Consider the following 21,913-nt stretch of genomic DNA (forward strand, 5'->3'; position numbering starts at 1 on the left):
GCGACCAGATCGCGGCGATCGGGTTGGCGATGCCCTGATCGGCGATGTCGGGGGCCGAGCCATGCACCGGCTCGAACATCGAGGGACCCTTGCGGGTCGGGTCGATATTGGCCGAGGCGGCAAAGCCAAGCCCCCCTTGGATCGCTGCGCCCAGATCGGTCAGGATGTCGCCAAACAGGTTCGAGGCCACCACCACGTCCAGCGTCTCGGGGGCCATGACCATGCGCGCGGCAATCGCATCGACATGGTAATGGCTGACCTCGACCTCGGGGAATTCGGCGGCCAGATCGCGGGTGACCTCATCCCAGAACACCATCGAGTATTTCTGGGCATTGGATTTGGTGACCGAGGCCAGCTTGCGCCGCCGCCCCATCGCCTGTTCGAAGCCGAAGCGCAGGATGCGCTCGACGCCGGTGCGGGTGAAGATCGCGGTCTCGACCGCGACCTCGTCGCCGGTGCCCTGATGGACGCGGCCCCCGGCACCGGAATATTCGCCCTCGGTGTTCTCGCGGATGCAGAGGATGTCGAAACCGTCCTTGCGCAGCGGGCCCACGACGCCGGGCAGCAGGCGGTGCGGGCGGATATTGGCATATTGCACGAAGGCCTTGCGGATCGGCAGCAACAGCCCGTGCAGCGACACCGCATCGGGCACCTTGGCCGGCCAGCCGACCGCGCCCAGAAAGATCGCGTCAAAGCCGCGCAGGGTCTCGATCCCGTCCTCGGGCATCATCCGCCCGGTCTGCAGGTAATGCTCGCAGGACCAGGGAAAGCGGGTCGGCTCCAGCAATCCCGGTGCCGCGGCCTCAGCCACGGCCATGGCGGCCTCAAGAACAGGAATGCCAATCCCGTCGCCGGGGATCAACGCTATGCGGTGGGAAGTTCGGAGCATGGAAGATCCTTTGCCTCTCAGGACTGGCGCATTGCTGATTTCATCATGTCCGCGATGCGCTCGGCCAGCATGATGGTCGGGACATTGGTATTCGCGCAGGGGATCGACGGCATCAGCGAGGCATCGACAACATGCAGCCCGTTGACGCCGTGAACCGCCCCGTCGCTGCCGGTCACGGCGGCGGGATCGTCAGCTGTACCCATCCGGCAGCTCCCCGAGGCATGCCAGGTGCCGCCGACATTCGCCCGGACGAAATCCGTCAGCGCTTGGTCATCGGCAAGCAGTGCCCGCAGCGTGACGCCCTGCGTGATCAGCCCGTGCACCAACGCGGCCCGCAGCGGTCCGGCCAGATCGAGCATGGCCGAGAGTGCGCCCCGCTGGATCGCGTTCCAGCGGCCGGGACTTGCAACCTTGGCGACGCGGGGCGTGTAGCTTGTCGGAAATACCGGCCCGCATTTCTCGGCCATCGCGGGATCTGCCAAGGCGCGCGCGCCCATGCGGACCGCGCCTTTCAGGCGCTCCAGATCGCGCGGGTCGGACAGCATGTTGAAATCGACATCGGGTTCGGCGCGGGGATCGGTCGAGGTCAAACGCAGGTGGCCACGCGAATAGGATTTGTTCACCCAGAAAAAGATCGAACCGATCCGCATGCCCACCGAATGCCAGCCCGAACGGGACAGGATCGCCCCATGCATGTCGCCGGGTGGCGTGTCCGCCAGCCCCGAGGAGTAGCGCCAGACGCCCTGTTCGTGATGCTCATCCGGGTCGCGCACGCGCAAACCGGGCGGCAGATAGGCCCCGAGCGCGATCGACGGATGTTCCATCAGATTGCCGCCCACGCCGGACAGATCGACCAGCGGCTCGATCCCCAGCGCGCGCAGATCTGCGGCGGGGCCGATGCCTGCGCGCAGCAGCATGGCGGGGCTGTGGATCGCGCCCATGCTGAGGATGGTGCGACGGGCAGTGATGCGGATCGCCTCCCCGGAGGATGCGGCGATTTCCGCCCCGGTCACGCAGCGACCCTCGACCAGCAGGCGCAGGACCTGATGGCCGCTGAGGATATGCAGGTTCGGCCGGGCCCGCACCTCGGACGTGAGCCATGTCAGCGAGGTCGGCTGTCGTTTCCCGGTATCGGACTGGCCGACCGCGCCACGGAACACACCGTCCTGCCAAGGGCCGTTCTGATCGGGTCGGATCGGGTGACCCTGACCGTCCAGCGCCCGCATCACCTGCCCGACAAAGGGCGACAACGCCAGATCGTCGGGACGCCGGATCTTGAGCGGACCGGCATCGCCATGCAGCGGGCCGTCAAAATCGCGGTCATGTTCCAGCTTGCGGAAATAGGGCAGGACCGCGTCCCAGCCCCAGCCCGTGGCCCCAAATGCGGCCCATTCGTCGTAATCGGCAGGTGCGCCGCGGTTCGACATCAGCGCGTTGATGGCCGAGCCGCCGCCAAGGATGCGCGCCTGTTCATAGCGGCGCGCAGCCCCCTTGCCGTATCGCGCGCTGAGTCCCTGCCAGATGTTGCGCCCGTCCAGATAGGCCCGTCCGGGATAGCGCGAGGCGATCTCGGCCGGCAATTCGGGCGGAAGTATGTCGCGCCCGGCCTCGACCAGCGTCACGCGCAGGTCGGGCATTTCCGAAAGGCGGGCGGCCAGAACGCAGCCCGCCGAGCCGCCACCAAGGATCAGGATATCGCTTTCCATTCCGGCTCAGGCCTTGCCCCGCGATTCAGACGCGCGGGCATTCATCGCCATCAGCAGCACCATGATGAACGATATCCCGGTCAGCAGCGTCGAGATGGCAGCGATGGTCGGGTCGATCTCGTCGCGCAGCGCGGTGAACATGCGCTTGGTCAGGGTCTGGTAATCCCCGCCCGAGATGAACAGCGATACCACCGTCTCATCCAGCGCCGAGATAAAGGCAAACAGCGTCCCGGTGATCACCGAAGGGCGGATCTGCGGCAGCACCACGGTAAAGAAGGCGCGCCAGCGGTTCATGCCAAGGCTGCGGGCCACCATTTCCTGTGTCGGGTCGAACTTGCGCAGCCCGACCAGCACCGAGGTGATGACATAGGGCATGCCCAGCATCACATTGGCCAGGATCAACCCGCTCAGCGTCGCGATCAGGCCGATCTGGGCATAGACCAGAAACACCCCGACGGCGGTGATGACAATCGGCACCACCAGCGGCAGCAGCAGCACGATCTGCAGGTTCCTGACCCAGCGCGATTGCGTCATGTTCAGCGCATAGGCTGCGGCCGTGCCGATGATCGTGGCCAGAACCGCGCTGGAGGTGGCCAGGATCAGGCTGGTTTTCGTGGCCTGCATCCAGGCCGGGTTGGTCAGATAGGCCTGGTACCAGCGCAGCGACCAGCTTGGCGGCGGAAAGCTTAGGAAACGCGCGCCCGAAAACGACATCGGGATGATGATCAGGACCGGGATGATCAGCCACAGCAGGACGACGCCGACAAAGACGCGCAGCATGATCTGGGATGGCGAAAGTGAGATGCGTTCCATCGGCTTACCTCGTTCCCATGATGCGCTCGAAGGGGATCAGCATGCTGGCCAGCCGGAAGATCAGGAACACCAGCAGCAGAAGCACCATCGAGATCGACGAGGCCGCGCCCCATTCGTTGTAAAGCTCGATATTGCGCGACACGAGCATCGAGACCAGGAAGGTCCGGCCACCGCCCAGCAATTCGGGCGTGATGTAGAAGCCCAGCGTCAGGACAAAGACCAGCACCGAGCCCGCGATCACGCCGGGCAGCGACAGTGGCAGGAAGACCGAGCGAAACACCAGCCAGCCGCCGCCGCCAAGGCTCGCGCCCGCCATTTCCAGCTCCGCCGGGATTTTCTTCATCGTGGCGTAAAGCGGCAGCACCATGAACGGCAGCAGGATATGCAGCGTCGCCATGACCGTGCCGAATTCGTTGTTGACCAGGATCAGCGGCTTGTCGATCACGCCGGTCTCGATCAGCATGGTGTTCACCAGCCCACGCCGTTGCAGCAGGATCAGCCACGCATAGGCGCGCACCAGCACGCTGGTCCAGAAGGGCAGCAGCACCATGCCCAGAATGATCGGCGGCCAGATGCCCTGCGATTTCGCCGCGACATAGGCGATCGGATAGCCCAGCAGCAGGGCGGCGATGGTGACCACAAAGGCGATGCGGAAGGTCTGGACGAAGGACGACAGATAAACCGTGTCCGACAGGAAGCGCGCGTAATGATCCAGCGTGAAACCTTCCGGCCCCTGAAAGGATTGCCAGCCCATCCAGATCAAGGGCCCGATCAGCAGCAGGCCGACGACGGCCAGCGCCGGAGCCAGCAGCAGCAGGATCATCCGCCGCTCGCGCCGCTCCTCGGGGCTGAGGGAATTGGTCACGTTCTTGGTCATGGTCGTTCCGCCATGGGCTGGGGCCGGCTGGGACCGGCGCGATGTCGCGCCGGGGCCGGAGGGGGGATGCGGCCAGGCCGCCTCCCGCCCCGTCGGGGTGTCGGGCGCGCTGGTCATTGCTGGACAAACGCTGCCCAGCGTTCCTGCGCCGCCTCGCCTTCGGGCGAGCTCCACCACGCCGCCGAGTTCAGCACCTGCTTGGCCGCATTTTCGGGCGAGTTCGGCATCTGGGCCGCGCGCTCGGCCGAGATCTTGCCGGTCTCATAGGCGGCGGGGTTGCCGGGGCCGTAGTCGATATACTCGGGGAAATTCGCCTGAATCTCGGGCGACATGGCGGCCTCGATGAACTTCATCGCGGTTTCCAAGTTCGGGGCCCCTTTCAGGACACAAAGCGAGGTATATTGCAGGATGCCCTGATTATAGGTGAAGTCGACCGGCGCGCCCTCGGACATGACTGCCGATACCCGACCGTTCCAGGCCATCACCATGTCGGCCTCGCCATCGGCCAGAAGCTGTGCGGATTGCGCGCCCGAGGTCCACCAGACAGAGATATGGGGCTTGATTTCTTCCAGCTTCTTGAAGGCGCGATCCACGTCCATCGGATAGATGTCGGCGGGGGCGACGCCGTCGGCCATCAGCGCGGCTTCCAGCGTGGCCAACGGGTGGTTGCGCAGCGCGCGGGTGCCGGGGAATTTCTCGACATCCCAGAAATCCGCCCAGCTTTGCGGGCTGTTCTCGCCATAGGCATCCTTGTTGTAGGCCAGCACCGAGGAATAGAACTCATAGGCGACCGAATAGTCATTGCGCAATTCGGCCGGCATGGCCGCGACCGAAGGCATCGCGGCAAGGTCCAGCTTCTCGATCATGCCTTGCTCACCACCACGCAGACAGTCCTTGGTGGGCGTATCGATCACGTCCCAGATCGGCTTGCCGGTGGCGGTCTGGGTGCGGATGACCGGCCAGGCATCGGGGCTGCTGTCCTGCTTGACGACGATCCCGGTTTTTTCGGTCACCGGGTCGAGGATCGCCTTGGTCTGGGCCTCCTGATATGCGCCGCCCTGCGACACGAAGGTGATTTCGGCCGCATGCAGCCAACCCACGCCCAGGCACAAGGTCAGACTGGTCGCGGCAGTGAACTTCAGCTTGCTAGTCATGGTGTTACCTTCCTGTTTTTCGGTTATTTTTAGGCGTGGCTATTTGCCCACCGCGTCGAGGAACTGATACCAGCCGGCAACCAGACGGACGCCGATCTCGCGGATGGGATAAAGGGGGACGGTCGGCAAAGGCAGTTGCCCAAGCAGACCGGCATCGGGCGTCCGGCCCAGCACCTGATCCGCGACATGCTCGCCGATATAGCTGGCCAGCGCGACGCCGGTGCCGTTATAGCCCATGGCATAGACCATGCGGTCATCCAGCCGACCCAGATGCGGCAGGCTGTCCATGGTCATCGCCACCAGCCCCGACCAGCGATGCGTGACCTTGATCCCCTCAAGCTGGGGGAATTGCTTCAGCATCGCCCTTTCCAGGGCAGCGAAGGCTGTGGGGCTGTCGGATTTGCCAAAGGCGCCGCGACCACCATAAAGCAGCCGGTCGCCGGATTTGCGGAACCAGCGCATCATGCGCCGGGTCTCGGTATAGCTGCGGCCATGCGCCAGCAGCGCCTCGCCCGCCGTGCCGGTCAGCGGCTGGGTCGCGACCATGGCCGAACGGAAGGGGACAACCCGGCGCTCGACGCTGGCCGAGGCGAGGGTCAGGCTGGAATAGGCATTGGTGGCCAGCACCACCTGCCGCGCCTGCACCCGCCCAGCGGGCAGGTGCAGATGCACGCCGCCTTCGGCACGGCGTTCGATCCCGGTGACCGGGCTTTCGTCATGGATGCGGATGCCGCGCTCGCGCAGGCCCTGCGCCAGACCGCGATGGAATTTCAGCGGATGGATGACCCCGCCATGGCGGTTCAGCATGCCCCCGCAAAAATCCCGAGAGCCGGTTTCCTCGGCCATCTGCCCGGCATCGAGGATCGAGACGGCATCGTCGCCCAAAGTGTCACGCAGCCAGCCGCATTCCGCCCGCAGCGCCTCCAGTGCCTCGGGACGATGGGCGCAGCGCAGCGAACCGCTGGGCCGGTAATCCGCGTCGATGCCGAATTCCTCCAGCAGCGCGCCGACATTCTCGATCGCCTCGATGCCGATGTCGTGCATGCGCCGCGCGGTGCCGATGTCCCAGCGCCGGGCCATTTCGGCAAATCCCAGACGGAACTTGCCCGAGACGACACCGCCATTGCGACCCGAGGCGCCCCAGCCCAGCCGGTTCGCCTCTAGCACCACCACGTCCACCCCGCGCGCCGCAAGGGCGCGCGCGGTCGACAGTCCGGTATAGCCCCCGCCCACGATGGCGACATCGGCCTGGCAGGTTCCGGTCAGCGGCTGAGAAAGGGGTGCTGGCTGAACGGTGTCGCGCCACAGCGACGCGATATCGGGAAGCGGGGGCCGGGTCACGATTTTACCTCAGGCCGCCGCGCCGTAGCGCTTTTCGGCCAGTTCGGCATCCACCGCGTCGGCAAGTTCCTTGAGCGAGGTGAAGTGATAGTCGGGGGTGGTCACGACCTTGGGGATCGGCGAGGCGCCAAAGCCATCCTGTCCCGCGCGACGCTGGATCCAGCAGGTGGTGTATCCCAGATCGCGCGCCACGCCGATATCATGGTGTTGGCTTTGCGCGACATGCAGGATTTCCGACTGCTTGTAGCCAAAGGCCGACTGCCGCCCCTTGTTGAAGGCAAAGAATTCAGGGGCGGGCTTGGCATAGCCGGTTTCGTCGCAGGTCACCGCGTCATGGAAGGGACGGCCCAGCGTATGTTCATAGGCAGTGAAGGCGGTGCGGTCGGCATTGGTCATCGCGACGAGCCGGAAGTTCTTGCGCAGCCGGGCCAATGCCTCGACCGAATCCGCGAATGCGGGCCAGCGCAGCACCGAAAGCTGGAAGGCATTCGCGACCGCGTCCGAGGCATCGTAACCGGTTTCCGCGGCGATCGACAGGTAGACATCGCGGAAGGCAAAGGACGAGCGGCCATAGAACTTGTCGCGCCCGCGCAGATAGGGCTCGAAGATCTCGTAATCCGAGGCTGCGGCGGCCTTTGGCCCGCCGAGGCTGCGGATCGCCTCCAGCACGCCGGTTTCGAAATCGATCAGCGTTCCGACCACGTCAAAGGTCATCGCCTTGAAATCGGTGAGTTTCATTTCCCAGATCCTTGTTGTTGCAGTGGGGAAGTTCAGGCCGCCCGAGGCACGACGATGGTGTCCTCGGGGTGCAGGGCTAGCGTGACCGGCTGGCCCGCCTCGGGCATCATTTGCCAACCGGAATGGTTCGAGGGCAGGCGCAGGCTGACCTGTTCGCCCCCGGAAAGGGTGACAAAGATCCGCACGCTTTCGCCCTGATACAGGCAGGAATTCACCGTTCCCGGCAGCAGGTTGCTTTCCGGTGCGGTCTGTGGCCCGGCAAAGGCCAGCTTTTCGGAATGCACCGTCAGGAACAGGTCGTCCGAACTGGGCAGCGGATGGGCCGAGCGCAGGGTCTGGCCCGCCAGGGTCAGGTTGCCGGCATCCAGCCGCTGGACCGGCAGCAGCATCGCCTCGCCGATGAAGCTTGCCACGAACGAGTCCTTTGGGCGGTCATGCAGCTGCTTGGGCGTGTCCACCTGCACCAGACGGCCGCTTTTCATCACGGCGATGCGGTCGGACATGGTCAGCGCCTCGCGCTGGTCATGGGTGACATAGATGATCGTCGCGCCCAGCTTGGCGTGCAGCTGTTTCAGTTCCAGCTGCATGTTTTCGCGGAGCTGCTTGTCCAGCGCCGAAAGCGGCTCATCCATCAGGATCAGGCGCGGCTCAAAGATCATCGCGCGGGCCAAGGCGACGCGCTGGCGCTGTCCGCCGGACAGGGCCGAGATCGCCCGGTCGCCATAGCCCGACAGTTCGACCATCTCCAGCGCGGCTTGCAGCTTGGCCGGCCATTCCGCCTTGGGCAGGCGACGGGCCCGCAGAGGGAAGGTGATGTTTTCTCCCACGGTCATATGCGGGAACAGCGCGTAGTTCTGAAAGACGATACCGATATCGCGCAGATGCGGCGGCGTATAGGTGATATCGGTCGCGCCCAGATGGATGCTGCCCGAGGTCGGTTGCACAAAGCCGCCCAGCAGGCCCAGCAGCGTCGTCTTGCCCGAACCCGAGGGGCCAAGGACCGAAAGGAATTCGCCGGGTGCCACGTCCAGACTGACATCGTCCAGCGCCTTGAACGTGCCGTATCGCTTGACGGCGTTGCGGATCGAGACGCCGACCTTTTGCGGATGCAGGGGGGAGTTCATGCGGCGACGTGCTCCTGTCTGTTGCGTTCGGACATGCCGGGTCTGTTTGCAGAAATGTAAAAACATCCTGCGCTTACGAAACCAAAGGTGGTCTGATCGCTGTCGATCTGTTGGCGTTTTCAGGCTTTTTGCTGCCTGTTGAACTCAAGGTGACGAAAAAGTAACGCTGGGGCAATTGAAAAAAAATCGCGCTTATTGTTACATGATGTAATGAGAAGAACGCGCCGCCAGATACCGTCCATGAACGCCCTTTTTGCCTTTGAGGCAGCAGGGCGGTTGCGCAATTTCTCGCGTGCTTCCGAAGAGTTGAATGTCACGCCCGCTGCCGTCAGCCGCATGATGCAGCGCCTTGAGGAGCATCTGGGCACCCCCCTGTTTCACCGCGCGGGAACGGGGGTGACGCTCAGCGAAAGCGGGCGTTTGCTGTTCGATGCCACCAGCCGCGCCGTCGCCCAGATCGAGGCCGCGCTGATCGAGATCGAGGATCGCAGCCTAGGTGTCGATACCGTGACGATTTCGGTCTCGACTGCCTTCACCACCCATTGGCTGATGCCGCGGATGATGAAGTTCAAGGCGGTCTTTCCCAGTGTCGACCTGCGGTTTCAATTGCTGATGGGTCCGCTGAGCGGGCCGGTTGACGATGTGGATTTCGGCATGCGCTTCCTGCGTGCGCGTGAGTCGCGTCACCGGGTCTTTCCGATCATGCCCGAGGTGCTGGTTCCGATCTGCAGCCCGGCCTATCGCAGCCGCCGCGACACCTCGGCGCAGGATGGCGAGACGTTGATCAAGCTGTCCGAGGGGGAGCCCTACTCGCCCTATGACCTTGTCGCCGGATCGGACCTGATCGCGGCCAATCCGCTGATCTTTGCCGATTACGCCATCGTAGTTCAGGCCGCATTGCTGGGGCAGGGGATTGCCTGGGGCTGGCTAAGCGTGGTGGGCCATTGGATGCGGCACGGAGATCTGGTTCCGGCGAACATGCGCCGCCAGATCACGCCGCGCCATTGCTGCTTTGTCCAAGCCGAGGGCAAGCCTCTGCGCCCAGTGGTCGAACAGGTACGTGATTGGATCATTGCCGAACTGCAATCCGACTATACCGAAGTCAGGACCATGTTCCCTGCATTGGAAATCCCCGCACTGACCGACGGCGTGCTGTAGGGTTCCCATAGTGGAGGATAACGAGTCCACCGCAACAAGGCTGCAGTCGACGTTTACCGCGACCCAAATGATCGTCGCCCCCATATTCGCGGGGCGACGACAATGGAATGGGACTATTTGCTGCGCGCGGGGACGCCAGTGCGCCAGTCGCCCCAGTTGGCGACAATCGTGTCGACCAGAGGCGCCCCGACCGCAGTGATGTTGGCGACCGTCTCGGCAAAGCCGCCGGCGGTTTCTCCGGGGGCCGGGTCCAGGTGCTGAAGGGTCGTTTCCTTTGGATTGCCCTGATCGAAATTGACCGCACCACGCAAGCTCATGACACGATCAATTCCATGCGTCCGGTTGATCACCAAAGCGATCGCCGCAGCCTCCATTTCGGTGATCAGATAGTCATCCGCACCATAGAGCTTGGCCATGTACTGGGCTTCGTTCGACAGGCCAGGGCCATGAAAGAAGGTGTCACCGGTCATGTGAGTGCCGGTTTTCACCGAAGGCGCAGCCTGAGCTGACGCATCGGGATAGCGCATGCGATAGTTTCGCGCGGATTCCGAATCCTGAAGCTCAACGTCCTTCGACAGTTCGACAGCCCAATCGACCAGAGCAGGGTTCAGTTCGAAAAGCCGATAGGCTTCGTAGCCCTTGCGCGGCATGAACACCGGGGCGCCGGGTTCCCCCTCTTCAGGTGCCCAGCGATGCCCCAGATCATAGTCCACCAGCCATGTGCCCCAGCTTACATCTCCGATGGTCCCGCGCGATGGCGGTGTGCCCGCGACGCCGGACAGGATGAAATAGGCCTCCGAGAAGTCGTAATCCGGGTTCAGCAAGATGGCCTGCATCGAGGCGGAGGAGTTGACCTTGCCCATGCCGAGGACAGAGCCGCAAACCCCATCGTCATTGCAGTGAACCGGGCGGAAGGCGCCTTTGACCTCGTGCGGTTTGGTGTCCTGCCAGTAGCGCTCATACCAGTTCTGATATTCACCGGCGCGGTCGCCGCTGTTTTCACCGATCTCGAACATCGATCCGACAAAGACCTTGACCTTGATCGGTTCCGCGCTCGCAATTGCAGTCGTGGCGCAAAGCATGGCCGTGGCCGAGAGCGCAGATCTGATTATGTTCATTGTCAATTCCTTATGCCGGCAGCTTGAGCCGCCCCTACTCGTGGAGTTGTGGTCCGAAAGCAAGCATCGAGCCACGAAAACCAAACCCCAGACATGTTACCAAACGCGCAGCAAAGATTGCGCCCATATTTTCGGCAAAGGTTGCTGTTTCGGTTCATCCGTCCCCCACCGGCGGGGGACGATAATCATCCCTGTGGACCCGGCTCCAAGTTTTCCCGGACGGCGGCGCTCAGCTCTCGGCGGAAGCGGTCGATGGCGAATTCCGCAAAGCTGGATAGTTGGCGGTCCTTCTTGGTCACCACCCATGCGGTTATGCCGGCGCGCTCGGCCAGAGGGCGGCGCACCAGCCCCGGCATGTAGACTTCGGCCACGGAAAATTCGTCGATGATCGCCACGCCCAGCCCGTGGCGCACCAGACTGACCACGGTCTGAGCAAATCGTCCGCGCATCGAATAGCGCGGCTCGATTCCGGCCTCGCGAAACGGTCGTGCAAGGATTTCGCCATAGGGGTCTGTGGGGTCGACGCCGACGAATTCCTCTTGCGCCAGATCATGAACCGAGATCACCGGCTTTGCGGCAAGGGGATGGTCCTCGGGAACGATGACGACCAGTCTGCCCTGTACCAGCGGTTCACTGTTCAGGGCCGAGTTCTGGATGGCTGAACTCATCAGCACGAATTCGCCCCGTTCGAGCAGCAGATAGTCCGAGGTTTCCTCGATCTTGAGGATGTTGAGGTCGATGAACAGATCGGGGAAGCGCGCCCGGATGCTGCGGATGGCGCGTGCGGCGATGAACTGGGCGATCGAGGGCGCCGAGGCGAAGGACAGTCGCACGTCCTCGCCCTTGCGCAGCGATGCGACAGCCGTGTTCAGGTTTTCCATCTGGCGATGGACCTGATGCACCATCTCGAAAATCGGGGCCGCCTCGGAGGAGGGGACGAAAAGCCCGGCCTTGCGTTCGAACAGCCGGATCCCCAGCGATTCCTCGGTATGCTTGACCAGCCGGGAAATTCCCGGGGCCGAGACGTTCAGAAGCTTGGCCGCACCCTGAATCGTACCGGCCATCATCACGGCGCGGATTACTTCAACCTGGCGAAGAGTCAGTTCTTTCATGGCGTTGATCTTAGCTGCAGTGGGTGCGGATTGCCCGCATGAAATTCCGGCACCAATAACCCGCGCTCGCGTCCAGCCTGTCCGCGGGATCGTGCTTGGCGCGCCTATCCTGACGCAGTCAGAGCATAACAACAAGTTAATCGGATAGCACTTTGCGTATTTGCAGTTACGTGCGGCATTTGCAAGAATTTGCCGTTAACAACAGGGTTGGCCATGAAAACCTCGATTGCCACGGTCTCGATTTCGGGCAGTTTCAGCGAAAAACTTGTTGCGATCCAGCAAGCGGGTTTCGATGGGATCGAGATATTCGAGCAGGATTTCCTCGCCTCGGATTTCTCGGCACGCGAGGTTGGCCGCATGGTCCGCGACCACGGGCTGGAAATCACGCTGTTCCAGCCGTTCCGCGACTTCGAGGGATTGCCCGAACCATTTCGCGCCCGGGCTTTCGCGCGGGCGCAGCGCAAGTTTGACCTGATGGACGAGTTGGGAACGGATCTGGTCCTGTTCTGCTCATCCTGTCATCCCGAGGCGCTTGGCGGGATCGATCGCGCCGCTGCGGATTTCCACGAACTGGGCGAGATCGCCAAAGACCGTGGCATCCGCGTTGGATACGAGGCCCTGTGCTGGGGTCGTCACATCAACGACCACCGCGATGCCTGGGAAATCGTCCGCCGCGCCGATCATCCCAATATCGGCCTGATCCTTGACAGCTTTCACACTCTGGGCCGCGGGGTGGACCCGCAGACCATCCGGCGCATTCCGGGTGACAAGATCTTCTTCGTCCAGCTTGCCGACGCGCCCGCAATCGACATGGACCTGCTGTACTGGTCACGGCACTTCCGCAACATGCCCGGCGAAGGCGATCTGGACGTGACGGCCTTTACCCGCGCGGTCATGGCCACGGGCTATGACGGGCCGCTGAGCCTTGAGATCTTCAACGACCAGTTCCGGGCGGGGCTGCCTCGGCTGATTGCGCGCGACGGGCATCGCAGCCTTGTTGCCTTGATGGACCGGGTGCGCAGGGCCGAGCCCGCGATGAAGGTCAACCTGCCAGCCTTTCCCGCTGCCGATCCGGTCGAAAAGGTCGAGTTCGTCGAATTTGCCACCTCGCAGGAGGACGCCTCGCAGCTTGAGACGCTGCTGGCCTCGGCGGGGTTCGAAAGGGCGGGGCGGCATCTGACCAAGCAGGTAGCGCTTTGGCGTCAGGGTGGTGTCAACCTGCTGGTGAACAGCGAGGCCGAAGGCTATGCCCACAGTGCCTGGCTTAGCCATGGCACGCATGTCTCCGAAGTGGCGCTGGTCGTCCCCGATGCAGCCGCGACCTTTCAGCGGGCCGTGGCGCTTGGCGGCGAACCACATGTCCCGCCGCGCGCCCCGCAGGAGCTGGATATTCCGGGTGTCCGGGGGGCGGGCAGCAATGTCCTGCGACTGCTGGATTCGCAAACCCCGCTTGCGCGTATCTGGGACATCGACTTTGCCGTTGACCATCCGGCGCCGCAGGGCGCGGGGCTGGTCGGCACCGACCATCTGGCGCAGACCATGGCCTATGAGGACATGCTCAGTTGGTCGCTGTTCTACACCACGCTCTTTACCGGACAGAAAACGCCGGTCGTGGATGTGGTCGATCCCGAGGGGCTGGTACGCAGCCAGGCCATACGGGCGGGCAATCTGCGTATTACCCTGAACGGGGCCGAGGCTCGTGGGACGGTGGCGGGGCAGTTCCTGCATGACACGTTCGGTTCCTCGGTGCAGCATATCGCCTTCACGACCGAGGATATCTTCGCGACCGCCGCCGAAATGGCCGCCCGAGGGTTCCCCTTCCTCAGGATCGGCGCGAATTACTACGATGATATCGAGGCCCGCTTCGGCCTGGACCCAAGACTGACCGAGCGGTTGCGGGCGCATAACATCATGTATGATGAGGATGCCGCCGGGCAGTTCATGCAATTCTATTCGACCGCGCTGCCTGGAGGTTTCTTCCTTGAGATCGTGCAGCGCGCAGGCGGATATGACGGCTATGGCGCGCCCAACGCCCCCTTCCGCATCGCCGCACAGAAGCGGGCCATGCAGCCGCGTGGAATGCCGCGCAGCTAGATTCAGCGCATTCCATCCAGCGTCGGGACGATCCCGCCCGATCCGTTTCATCGGGTCGGGCAGAAGTCATCGGTTGTTTGGCAGTCCGCTCTAGGCAATGCGCGGTGTGATACGCCCCTATAGAAATTATCTAAGATAGCCGCGCCGCTCCTGACAGGAACGGCGCTTCCGCGTGGTGCCTTTAGCGATTTTGCGCAGGGCGCCGATCCACAATGCGATCCCGATTCATGTGTGCAGAACGTACCTGCGCGGCTCGCTTTCGCGGCACCGATAGCGCGCGAACGGCGGACGACCAATCTTGGTGACAGTTTTATTGCGGCGCGCAACGGCCTCGCCCCGGAGTCGAACCTTATCGGTTGAAACACGCCACGGCTGTAAATGCCACGCAAGTCGCCGGGAAAAACAAGTTCATACGCCCATTCAGCGATTGGCCAAGGCCCGCATGCCGCCAATCCTGCGATCCAGGCATTAACATTGAGTTAATGCATTCCATCAGACGGTCTTTGACGTTACGAGCCTCTTTTGCCAATTGTCGGCTCAGAATGCGCCTGAGGAGCCGGCGCCACTATCAGGGAGGTTCAAATGACCACTTCTCCGGCCTTGTCATCAAAGGGCAAGAGCCAATCCAGCAAGGCTGCGGCCAGCGGCTGGATCGGTTCTGCCCTCGAATATTACGACTTCTTCATCTACGCGACGGCCGCTTCGCTGGTCTTTCCGCAGATCTTCTTTCCATCCGAAAATCCGCGCGCCGCGATCATCGCGTCCCTGGCCACCTATGGGGTGGGTTATATCGCCCGGCCGATCGGCGCTTTCGTCCTAGGCCATTGGGGCGACACCCACGGCCGCAAGAACGTGCTGATCCTGTGCATGTTCCTGATGGGCTTTTCGACCCTGCTTGTCGGCCTGCTTCCGACCTATGCGCAGGTCGGCATCCTCGCCCCGATCCTGCTGGTGATCCTGCGCCTTGTGCAGGGCTTCGCGGTCGCGGGCGAGATCTCCGGGGCCAGTTCGATGGTGCTGGAACACGCGCCCTTTGGCCGACGCGGCTTCTTTGCCAGCTTCACCCTGCAGGGTGTGCAGGCCGGTCAGATCCTTGCCGCCGCCGTCTTCCTGCCGCTTGCACATTTCATGCCGGAGGAATCCTTCAACAGCTGGGGCTGGCGCATCCCCTTCCTGCTAAGCTTCTTGGTCATCGTCGCCGGCTGGATCATCCGCCGCGAAGTCGACGAAACCCCGGCCTTCCAGAAGGCAGAGGCCAAGCACGCCACCCCGAAATCCCCGGTGGTCGAGGCGATCCGCACCTCGTGGCCCGACATGATCCGCGTGATCTGCATGGCGCTGATGAACACGATCCCCGTCGTTGCCACGGTCTTTGGCGCGGCCTACGCGGTGCAGGCCGCCTATGGCATCGGCTTCCACAAGGATGTCTATCTGTGGATCCCGGTCATGGGCAACATCCTGGCCTGCGCCGTTATCCCGGTCATCGGCAACCTCTCGGACAAGATTGGCCGCCGTCCGCCGATCATCATCGGTGCGCTGGGTTCTGGTCTGCTGGCATTCGGCTATCTTTACGCCATCTCGATCCATTCGGTTCCGCTGGCGGTCCTGATGTCGCTGCTGATGTGGGGTGTGGTCTATCAGGGCTACAACGCGGTCTTCCCCAGCTTCTATCCCGAGCTGTTCCCGACCCGGACCCGCGTTTCGTCCATGGCGATCTCGCAGAATATCGGCACCACCATCACCGCGATGCTGCCTGCCCTGTTCGCGACTGTCGCACCCCCCGGTTCGACCAATGTGCCGATGATCGTTGGCTCGATCGCCTTCGCCATCACGGTCATCGCCGCTGCCGCATGCTGGTCCGCACGCGAAACCTACCGGGTCCGGATGGAGGATCTTGGTAATCCCAACGCCGTCCCTGTGCCGGTGGACGATTATGATCGGCTGCGCAATCAGGCGCTGGCGAACCGCTGATCCACGATCTGGCGCGGTCCCCCACGGTTGGGGCCGCGCACTCCAGCCTAACCATTCAAAGGAAAAAGTCACATGATCCGCGGAACAACCAAGCTCATCGCGCATCTGGGCTATCCGACCGCAACCTTCAAATCGCCGATGATCTACAACCCCTGGTTCGAGCGCCGGGGAATCGACGCGGTGGTCGTTCCGATGGGCTGCAAGGCCGAGGATTACCCGGAATTCCTGCGATTGCTGTTCCGGCTTTCGAATATCCACGGTGCCCTTGTCACCATGCCGCACAAGGTCTCGACGCTCGCGCTGGCGGATCGCATCTCGGTCACGGCGCGCATCGCCGGAGCCGCCAACGCGCTTCGGCTTGCCGAGGACGGCGCGATCGAGGCCGATATGTTCGACGGAGAGGGCTTTGTGCGGGGCGTGTCGGGCAAGGGCAGGACCCTTGCTGGGACCTCGGCTTTGGTCGTCGGCTGCGGCGGTGTCGGATCGGCCATCGCGGCCTCACTGGCAAAGGCGGGTGTCGCGCGACTGGCATTGTTCGATCCGCAGGCCAGCAGCGCCGAGGCCTTGGCAGATCGCATCGCTGCCGCCTATCCGGCGATCACGCTGCAGACCGGCTCGAATGACCCGGCGGGCTTCGATCTGGTCGTCAACGCCTCGCCTTTGGGGATGAGGGATACCGACCCTCTGCCCATGGACCCCGAACGGATCTCCGACACCACTTTTGTCGGCGAGGTCGTCATGAAGTCCGAAATCACCCCCCTGCTGCATGCCGCGCGGGCCAAGGGTTGTGCCTATCAGATCGGGACCGACATGCTGTTCGAGCAGATCCCGGCCTATCTTGAATTCTTCGGATTCCCCAAGCCGTCGGTCGAGGAACTGCACGCGAGCGCCGCGATCAGCTACTGACGGATACGGGGCAGCGCATCGGACGGTGGATGCCAAAGCCTCACAACAGGCAACCTGGGCCTTATCGGCCCACTACGTCGGGCAGAACGACGAATGGCAGACCGTCAGCGGCGATATAGATCCAGCATGATCCCGGCTTGACGGATGTGAGCTGCCAAGATCAACGGCCACGCAGCCAGTCAGCCAGCAATGGACGCGTCGTTCCGTCAGGCCCGGTGACCGAGGTTGCAGAGCACAGCGCGTTCAGGATCGCCTCTTCGGTGCTTTCACAGGCAGCGCGAAACAGGTCGTCGATGCGGGATTCGGACAATCTGGAAAGCGCGATCGTGTCCTTTGTAGACACATGCGGCACGCGGTTGGCGGTGGTGAAGCCCAGAACGATATCGCCGCTGCCATGACCCCAGAAGGCACCCAGCCGCGCAATCCCGGCACCGGCTCGGCGGCAGACCCGCTGCAATTGGCGCTGATCCAGCGGCACGTCGGTCGCCAGAACGACGATGATCGAGCCTTTCTCGGCCTGCGCTGCAGCGTGTGGATCGGGGCGGCGGCCGTCGGGCAGCACCAGATCCCCCGCGCGTCCGAAGTTCGCCAGAACCAGCACACCCAGATGGCAATCCCGATCCTCATTCCCGATCCGGCGTGACGCGGTCCCGATCCCGCCCTTGAAGCCGAAACACGACATCCCGGTTCCGGCTCCGACCGATCCTTCGACCACCGTATCCCCTGCCGTTTCTAGCGCGTGCAGGGCATCCGCCTCGGTCACGGCGAACGCTTGGATATCCGACAGCGGGCCGTCATTGCATTCGCAGACGACCGCATTGACGGTCGATGTCTCGCGCCCGATGGTCGGGGTTTCGCTGATCGCATGCCGGATCAGGGCATTGACGCAGGTGCCGACACCGAAGGTATTGGTCAGCAGGATCGGGGTTTCCAGCGTCCCAAGCTCGGCCACCTGCATCAGCCCGGCACTTTTACCAAAGCCGTTGATCACCTCGACCGCGGCTGTCAGCTTGTTCAGAAACAGATTTCCGGGTTGCGGCACGATCGCGGTGACGCCGGTATTCACCTTGCCCTGACGCAGGGTGACATGACCGACCTGCACGCCCGGAACGTCGGTGATCGCATTGCCGATGCCGGGGGGCATGATCTCCGCAACCAGTCCGAAATCGCGTGCCCGTGCCATGTCTTCCCTCCTATGCCCGATGCAATGGTCTGTGGTCGCGGGATCGCATCATGTGGCATCCGCTGGACTGCGCCGTTGGTAGCCGAGACCCAATGCAGACGCTAGATCGCCAGTCGAACGCGGTGATCCGACCCGACCGGGACCAGGGCGCTGGGTTCCGAGGACTGGCCCGGGTCCCGCCGGATGGAGATATCCGGCGAGAAACTGCGTCCCGAGGGGATCGCGACACCGTCCGGCACGCCGCGCGCGCCGGTCAGGATCGCCTCGGCGTCGGGGACCGAGCCGATCAGGCGGCGGGTATAGGGGTGGGTCGGGCGGGTGAAGACCGAATGCCAGTCGCCTTCCTCGACCACATGTCCGAAATACATCACCGCGACCCGGTCGCTGACATGTTCGACCACCGACAGATCGTGCGAGATCATGATGTAGCTCAGTCTCAGCGTCTCTTGCAGATCCATCAGCAGGTTGATGATCTGCGCCTGGATCGAGACATCCAGCGCCGAGACCGGCTCATCCAGCACGAGGATCTGGGGGTCGAGCATCAGCGCCCGGGCAATGCCGATGCGCTGGCGCTGGCCGCCCGAAAACTCATGCGGAAACCGCCGGGCATGGTCTGGCTGCAGGCCGACACGCTTCAGCATCGCCGCGACCCGGTCCTGCGCCTCGGACCCCGAGGCGAGGCCATGCAGTTTCAGCTGCGACAGCAGGGTCGAGCCGATCGTCTGGCGCGGGTTGAGCGAGGCGTAAGGGTCCTGAAACACCATCTGCGCGATCCGGGCGCGCTGCTTGCGCGAGGGGGCACCGGGACCGTTCAGGGGCTTGCCCTTATACAACACCTCGCCCGAGGTCGGCTCCTGCAGGCCCATGACGGTCAGTGCGGTTGTCGACTTGCCGCAGCCGGATTCCCCGACGATCGACAGGCATTCGCCCTCGTGCAGCGTCAGGTTCACGCCGTCCACCGCGCGCAGCACGCGGCGGGGGCCAAGAAGGCTTTGACGGGGCAGGTTGAAATGCACCTTGAGGTCGCGGATTTCCAGAAGGGGCGCGGTCATGCCCTTGTCTCCGTGGCAAGCTGCGGGTCGCGCGGGGTGATCAGCGTCGGCATGTCGCGGCCGCGATCCTTGGCGTTGACGACTTCGTCCAGCTCGATCAGGCGGCTGCGCTGACCCGGCATGCGAGAGCCTAGCCGGGGTCGGGCGGCAAGCAGGCCGCGCGTATAGGGATGAAGCGGGTTGGTGAAGATGTTGCGGGTGTCCTGTTCCTCGACCAGCCGCCCCTGATCCATCACGCCGACGCGTTGGCACATATTGGCGATGACACCCAGATCATGGCTGACCAACAGGACCGCGGTGCCCTCGGCGCGGCAAAGCTCGGCCATCAGTTCCAGCACGCCCGCCTGAACGGTGACGTCTAGCGCTGTCGTCGGCTCATCCGCGATCAGCAGGTCGGGGCGGCACGCCAATGCAATCGCGATCATCACGCGCTGTCGCATGCCGCCGGACAGTTGATGGGGATAAGCATGGGCGCGTTCCTCGGGGGCGGGGACACGCACGCTTTCCAGCGCCTCGACGGCTTTGCGCCGTGCTTCGGGCCAGCCCATGCCGCGATGGATCACGAACATCTCGGCGATCTGGCGACCGATGGTGACCAGCGGGTTCAGCGCCGTCATCGGTTCCTGAAACACCATCGCAATGCGGTCGCCGCGCAACTGGCGGCGTTCGCGCGGATGCATCTTCAGTAGGTCGCGGTCCTGAAAATGGATCGTGCCGCCGGTGACGCTCAGGGGGCGCTTCAGCAGGCCCATGATCGCCAGCCCGGTCACGCTTTTGCCCGAGCCGGATTCCCCCACCAGCCCATAGGTCTCGCCCGGCAGGATGTCGAATGAGATGCCATGCAGGATCTCGTACCGTTTGCCGATGCCCAGACGCAGGTTGCGGACCGACAGCACCGGATCGGGAAGAAACTGGCTCATGCGGTCCGCGTCCTCATATGGGGGTCGAGCATGTCGCGCAGACCGTCGCCCAGCAGGTTGAAGCCCAGCACCGTCGCAAAGATCGCAAGGCCGGGAAAGATCGCGGCCCAGGGCGCGGTGCGGATCAGCTCTCGGGCATCGGAAAGCATGTTGCCCCAGCTGGGCTGCGGCGGACGGATGCCGACGCCCAGAAAGGACAGGGCCGCCTCGGACAGGACCGCGCCGCCGATGCCCAGCGTCGCGATCACCAGCACGGGGCCAAGGATATTGGGCAGGATCTGGGTGCGCATGATGTTGAAGTTGCCGAAGCCCGCAGTCTTGGCGGCCTGCACGAAGCCCTGATTTTTCAGCGAGAGCGTCGAGGATCGTGCAATCCGGCAGGTCCAGGACCAGTTGGTCAGGCCAAGAGCAAGCAGCAGGCTGGGCAGTCCCGGCCCCAGCACCGCCATGATCGCCAGCGCGAAGACCAGCGAGGGGATGGCCAGCATGACATTGGTCAGCCCGTTCACCAGATCATCCCACCAGCCGCCGAAATACCCGGCCGAGACCCCAAGCGCCGTCCCGATCACCGAATTGATCAGCTGCGAGATCAGCCCGACCGTCAACGAGACCCGCGCCCCGTAAAGCACCCGCGACAGGACATCGCGGCCCTGCCCGTCGGTGCCCATCCAATGCTCCCAACTGGGCGGCATTTCGGAGTTCATCAGATCCGCGTCCATGATCGGATCATAAGGCGCGATCAGGCCAGCCAGCACTGCGCCAAGGACGACCAGAACCACCAGCGCCAGACCCAGCGCGAAGTTGAAACGAAGGCTCATGGTTCAGCTCACCTTGATGCGCGGGTCGATCAGCGCATAGGCGATATCGACCAGCATGTTGATGACCAGAAACCACAGCACGATCACCAAAACCGCGCCTTGCACCACCGGGATGTCGCGCACGGAAACGCTGTCGACCAGCAATGAACCGATGCCGGGCCATGAAAACAGCTTCTCGATCACGATGGCCTGTCCCATCAGTGCGCCGATCTGCAGCCCCATCGTCGTCAGGATCAGAACAAGCACATTTCGGGCGACATGGCTGCGCACCAGCCGCGGCTCGGCTAGGCCCTTGGCGCGGGCGGTGCGGACGAAATCGGCGTTCATCACGTCAAGCACCCCCGCCCGGGTCGTCCGTGCCAGCAGCGCCATCGGTCCGACCCCCAGCGCGATGGCGGGCAGGATGATGTGCCGGATGCTGCCGGGCTGATAGCCGAAGCTGGGCAGCCAGCCCAGATTCAGCGCAAAGACATACATCAGCAACAGCCCGAACCAGAATTCCGGCAGCGACAGACCCGAGACCGCGACGACCATCGTGCCGCTGTCAAAGACGCTGCCGGGTTTAAGTGCGGCCAGAAAGCCCAGCGGAATCCCGACGAAGGCCGCAAAGCCCATGGCGCAAAGCGCCAGCTTGATCGAGGGCCAGAGCCGCGGCTCGATCACGTTCCAGACCGGCTCGCGGGTGCGGTAGGAAATGCCCAGATCGAAATGGGCCAGACCCGAGAGGTAGTTCCAGAGCCGGACCGGCAGCGGCTGATCCAGTCCGAACTGCTCATTCAGATGCGACAGCACCTGCGCATTGGTGGCGTTTCGGCCCTCGGACATCAGCGAGGTGATGAAACTGCCGGGCACGACGCTGAAGATCACGAAAATGATCAGAATGACCGCCAGCATGGTGGGAATCATCTGCAACGTCCGGCGAAGGATGAAACGCATCAT

The 21,913-nt window shown here is 63.4% G+C and carries 19 protein-coding genes; 4 read left to right on the plus strand and 15 right to left on the minus strand.

What is annotated here, in order from left to right; translation table 11 throughout:
* The 8 genes from IB235_RS22840 to IB235_RS22875 all read right to left on the minus strand — a co-directional run.
* Nucleotides 1–889 (minus strand): tartrate dehydrogenase (locus IB235_RS22840; protein ID WP_192338683.1); only part of this gene is annotated, 889 nt, incomplete at its 3' end.
* Nucleotides 890–906: 17 nt separating this feature from the next.
* Nucleotides 907–2,595 carry a GMC family oxidoreductase gene (locus IB235_RS22845; RefSeq protein WP_192338684.1) on the minus strand — a complete coding sequence of 563 codons (1,689 nt, stop codon included), beginning with the start codon at nucleotides 2,593–2,595 and terminating at the stop codon, nucleotides 907–909.
* 6 nt (nucleotides 2,596–2,601) lie between these two features.
* Entirely contained in the window at nucleotides 2,602–3,408 is an 807-nt protein-coding gene (locus IB235_RS22850) for an ABC transporter permease (RefSeq protein WP_192338685.1), read from the minus strand.
* Between the two features lie 4 nt (nucleotides 3,409–3,412).
* Nucleotides 3,413–4,285, minus strand: coding sequence for an ABC transporter permease (locus IB235_RS22855; RefSeq protein ID WP_192338686.1), 873 nt, complete (start codon nucleotides 4,283–4,285; stop codon nucleotides 3,413–3,415).
* Between the two features lie 113 nt (nucleotides 4,286–4,398).
* On the minus strand, nucleotides 4,399–5,439 hold the full coding sequence (locus tag IB235_RS22860) for a polyamine ABC transporter substrate-binding protein (protein ID WP_192338687.1): 1,041 nt from the start codon (nucleotides 5,437–5,439) through the stop codon (nucleotides 4,399–4,401).
* A gap of 39 nt (nucleotides 5,440–5,478) precedes the next feature.
* A complete protein-coding gene (locus IB235_RS22865; RefSeq protein ID WP_370576978.1) occupies nucleotides 5,479–6,780 on the minus strand; it encodes an NAD(P)/FAD-dependent oxidoreductase in 1,302 nt (433 codons plus the stop codon).
* 9 nt (nucleotides 6,781–6,789) lie between these two features.
* Entirely contained in the window at nucleotides 6,790–7,518 is a 729-nt protein-coding gene (locus IB235_RS22870) for an HAD-IA family hydrolase (RefSeq protein WP_192338688.1), read from the minus strand.
* Between the two features lie 32 nt (nucleotides 7,519–7,550).
* The gene (locus IB235_RS22875) at nucleotides 7,551–8,642 is read right to left on the minus strand and encodes an ABC transporter ATP-binding protein (RefSeq protein ID WP_192338689.1); all 1,092 of its coding nucleotides are present in this window, start codon (nucleotides 8,640–8,642) and stop codon (nucleotides 7,551–7,553) included.
* Nucleotides 8,643–8,882: 240 nt separating this feature from the next.
* Between IB235_RS22875 and IB235_RS22880 the strand changes: the two genes are divergently transcribed.
* Complete coding sequence (locus IB235_RS22880; RefSeq protein ID WP_225612562.1) at nucleotides 8,883–9,800, plus strand: LysR substrate-binding domain-containing protein; 918 nt, start codon at nucleotides 8,883–8,885, stop codon at nucleotides 9,798–9,800.
* A gap of 113 nt (nucleotides 9,801–9,913) precedes the next feature.
* Here the strand turns inward: IB235_RS22880 and IB235_RS22885 are convergent, their stop codons facing one another.
* The gene (locus IB235_RS22885) at nucleotides 9,914–10,918 is read right to left on the minus strand and encodes a purine nucleoside permease (protein WP_192338691.1); all 1,005 of its coding nucleotides are present in this window, start codon (nucleotides 10,916–10,918) and stop codon (nucleotides 9,914–9,916) included.
* A gap of 185 nt (nucleotides 10,919–11,103) precedes the next feature.
* On the minus strand, nucleotides 11,104–12,030 hold the full coding sequence (locus IB235_RS22890) for a LysR family transcriptional regulator (protein WP_155041590.1): 927 nt from the start codon (nucleotides 12,028–12,030) through the stop codon (nucleotides 11,104–11,106).
* A 213-nt stretch (nucleotides 12,031–12,243) separates the two neighbouring features.
* Between IB235_RS22890 and IB235_RS22895 the strand changes: the two genes are divergently transcribed.
* The 3 genes from IB235_RS22895 (at nucleotide 12,244) to IB235_RS22905 (ending at nucleotide 17,001) form a co-directional block, all read left to right on the plus strand.
* Nucleotides 12,244–14,124, plus strand: a complete 1,881-nt coding sequence (locus tag IB235_RS22895; protein ID WP_192338692.1) for a bifunctional sugar phosphate isomerase/epimerase/4-hydroxyphenylpyruvate dioxygenase family protein — start codon at nucleotides 12,244–12,246, stop codon at nucleotides 14,122–14,124.
* A 582-nt stretch (nucleotides 14,125–14,706) separates the two neighbouring features.
* A complete protein-coding gene (locus IB235_RS22900) occupies nucleotides 14,707–16,095 on the plus strand; it encodes an MFS transporter (protein WP_192338693.1) in 1,389 nt (462 codons plus the stop codon).
* A 72-nt stretch (nucleotides 16,096–16,167) separates the two neighbouring features.
* Nucleotides 16,168–17,001 (plus strand): shikimate dehydrogenase, encoded by an 834-nt coding sequence (locus IB235_RS22905; protein ID WP_192338694.1) that lies wholly within the window; start codon nucleotides 16,168–16,170, stop codon nucleotides 16,999–17,001.
* 160 nt (nucleotides 17,002–17,161) lie between these two features.
* On the opposite strand, the gene IB235_RS22910 is transcribed toward IB235_RS22905, so the two are convergent.
* From IB235_RS22910 to IB235_RS22930, 5 genes are all read right to left on the minus strand, one after another.
* Nucleotides 17,162–18,184, minus strand: a complete 1,023-nt coding sequence (locus tag IB235_RS22910; protein ID WP_192338695.1) for a P1 family peptidase — start codon at nucleotides 18,182–18,184, stop codon at nucleotides 17,162–17,164.
* A 101-nt stretch (nucleotides 18,185–18,285) separates the two neighbouring features.
* Nucleotides 18,286–19,236, minus strand: coding sequence for an ABC transporter ATP-binding protein (locus tag IB235_RS22915; RefSeq protein WP_155041595.1), 951 nt, complete (start codon nucleotides 19,234–19,236; stop codon nucleotides 18,286–18,288).
* Nucleotides 19,233–20,156 (minus strand): ABC transporter ATP-binding protein, encoded by a 924-nt coding sequence (locus IB235_RS22920; RefSeq protein WP_192338696.1) that lies wholly within the window; start codon nucleotides 20,154–20,156, stop codon nucleotides 19,233–19,235. The genes IB235_RS22915 and IB235_RS22920 overlap by 4 nt, the downstream gene beginning before the upstream one ends.
* Nucleotides 20,153–20,974, minus strand: coding sequence for an ABC transporter permease (locus IB235_RS22925; RefSeq protein WP_155041597.1), 822 nt, complete (start codon nucleotides 20,972–20,974; stop codon nucleotides 20,153–20,155). The genes IB235_RS22920 and IB235_RS22925 overlap by 4 nt, the downstream gene beginning before the upstream one ends.
* Before the next feature lie 3 nt (nucleotides 20,975–20,977).
* Nucleotides 20,978–21,913 (minus strand): ABC transporter permease, encoded by a 936-nt coding sequence (locus IB235_RS22930; protein WP_192338697.1) that lies wholly within the window; start codon nucleotides 21,911–21,913, stop codon nucleotides 20,978–20,980.

Origin of the sequence: Paracoccus sp. PAR01, assembly GCF_014851995.1 — a bacterium.
Classification (GTDB): domain Bacteria; phylum Pseudomonadota; class Alphaproteobacteria; order Rhodobacterales; family Rhodobacteraceae; genus Paracoccus; species Paracoccus litorisediminis.

Coding starts and splice junctions, on each gene's coding strand:
- IB235_RS22845 (WP_192338684.1), bottom strand. CDS start 2,595: ATGGAAAGCGATATCCTGATCCTTGGTGGCGGCTCGGCGGGCTGCGTT.
- IB235_RS22850 (WP_192338685.1), bottom strand. CDS start 3,408: ATGGAACGCATCTCACTTTCGCCATCCCAGATCATGCTGCGCGTCTTT.
- IB235_RS22855 (WP_192338686.1), bottom strand. CDS start 4,285: ATGACCAAGAACGTGACCAATTCCCTCAGCCCCGAGGAGCGGCGCGAG.
- IB235_RS22860 (WP_192338687.1), bottom strand. CDS start 5,439: ATGACTAGCAAGCTGAAGTTCACTGCCGCGACCAGTCTGACCTTGTGC.
- IB235_RS22870 (WP_192338688.1), bottom strand. CDS start 7,518: ATGAAACTCACCGATTTCAAGGCGATGACCTTTGACGTGGTCGGAACG.
- IB235_RS22875 (WP_192338689.1), bottom strand. CDS start 8,642: ATGAACTCCCCCCTGCATCCGCAAAAGGTCGGCGTCTCGATCCGCAAC.
- IB235_RS22880 (WP_225612562.1), top strand. CDS start 8,883: ATGAACGCCCTTTTTGCCTTTGAGGCAGCAGGGCGGTTGCGCAATTTC.
- IB235_RS22885 (WP_192338691.1), bottom strand. CDS start 10,918: ATGAACATAATCAGATCTGCGCTCTCGGCCACGGCCATGCTTTGCGCC.
- IB235_RS22890 (WP_155041590.1), bottom strand. CDS start 12,030: ATGAAAGAACTGACTCTTCGCCAGGTTGAAGTAATCCGCGCCGTGATG.
- IB235_RS22895 (WP_192338692.1), top strand. CDS start 12,244: ATGAAAACCTCGATTGCCACGGTCTCGATTTCGGGCAGTTTCAGCGAA.
- IB235_RS22900 (WP_192338693.1), top strand. CDS start 14,707: ATGACCACTTCTCCGGCCTTGTCATCAAAGGGCAAGAGCCAATCCAGC.
- IB235_RS22905 (WP_192338694.1), top strand. CDS start 16,168: ATGATCCGCGGAACAACCAAGCTCATCGCGCATCTGGGCTATCCGACC.
- IB235_RS22910 (WP_192338695.1), bottom strand. CDS start 18,184: ATGGCACGGGCACGCGATTTCGGACTGGTTGCGGAGATCATGCCCCCC.
- IB235_RS22915 (WP_155041595.1), bottom strand. CDS start 19,236: ATGACCGCGCCCCTTCTGGAAATCCGCGACCTCAAGGTGCATTTCAAC.
- IB235_RS22920 (WP_192338696.1), bottom strand. CDS start 20,156: ATGAGCCAGTTTCTTCCCGATCCGGTGCTGTCGGTCCGCAACCTGCGT.
- IB235_RS22925 (WP_155041597.1), bottom strand. CDS start 20,974: ATGAGCCTTCGTTTCAACTTCGCGCTGGGTCTGGCGCTGGTGGTTCTG.
- IB235_RS22930 (WP_192338697.1), bottom strand. CDS start 21,913: ATGATGCGTTTCATCCTTCGCCGGACGTTGCAGATGATTCCCACCATG.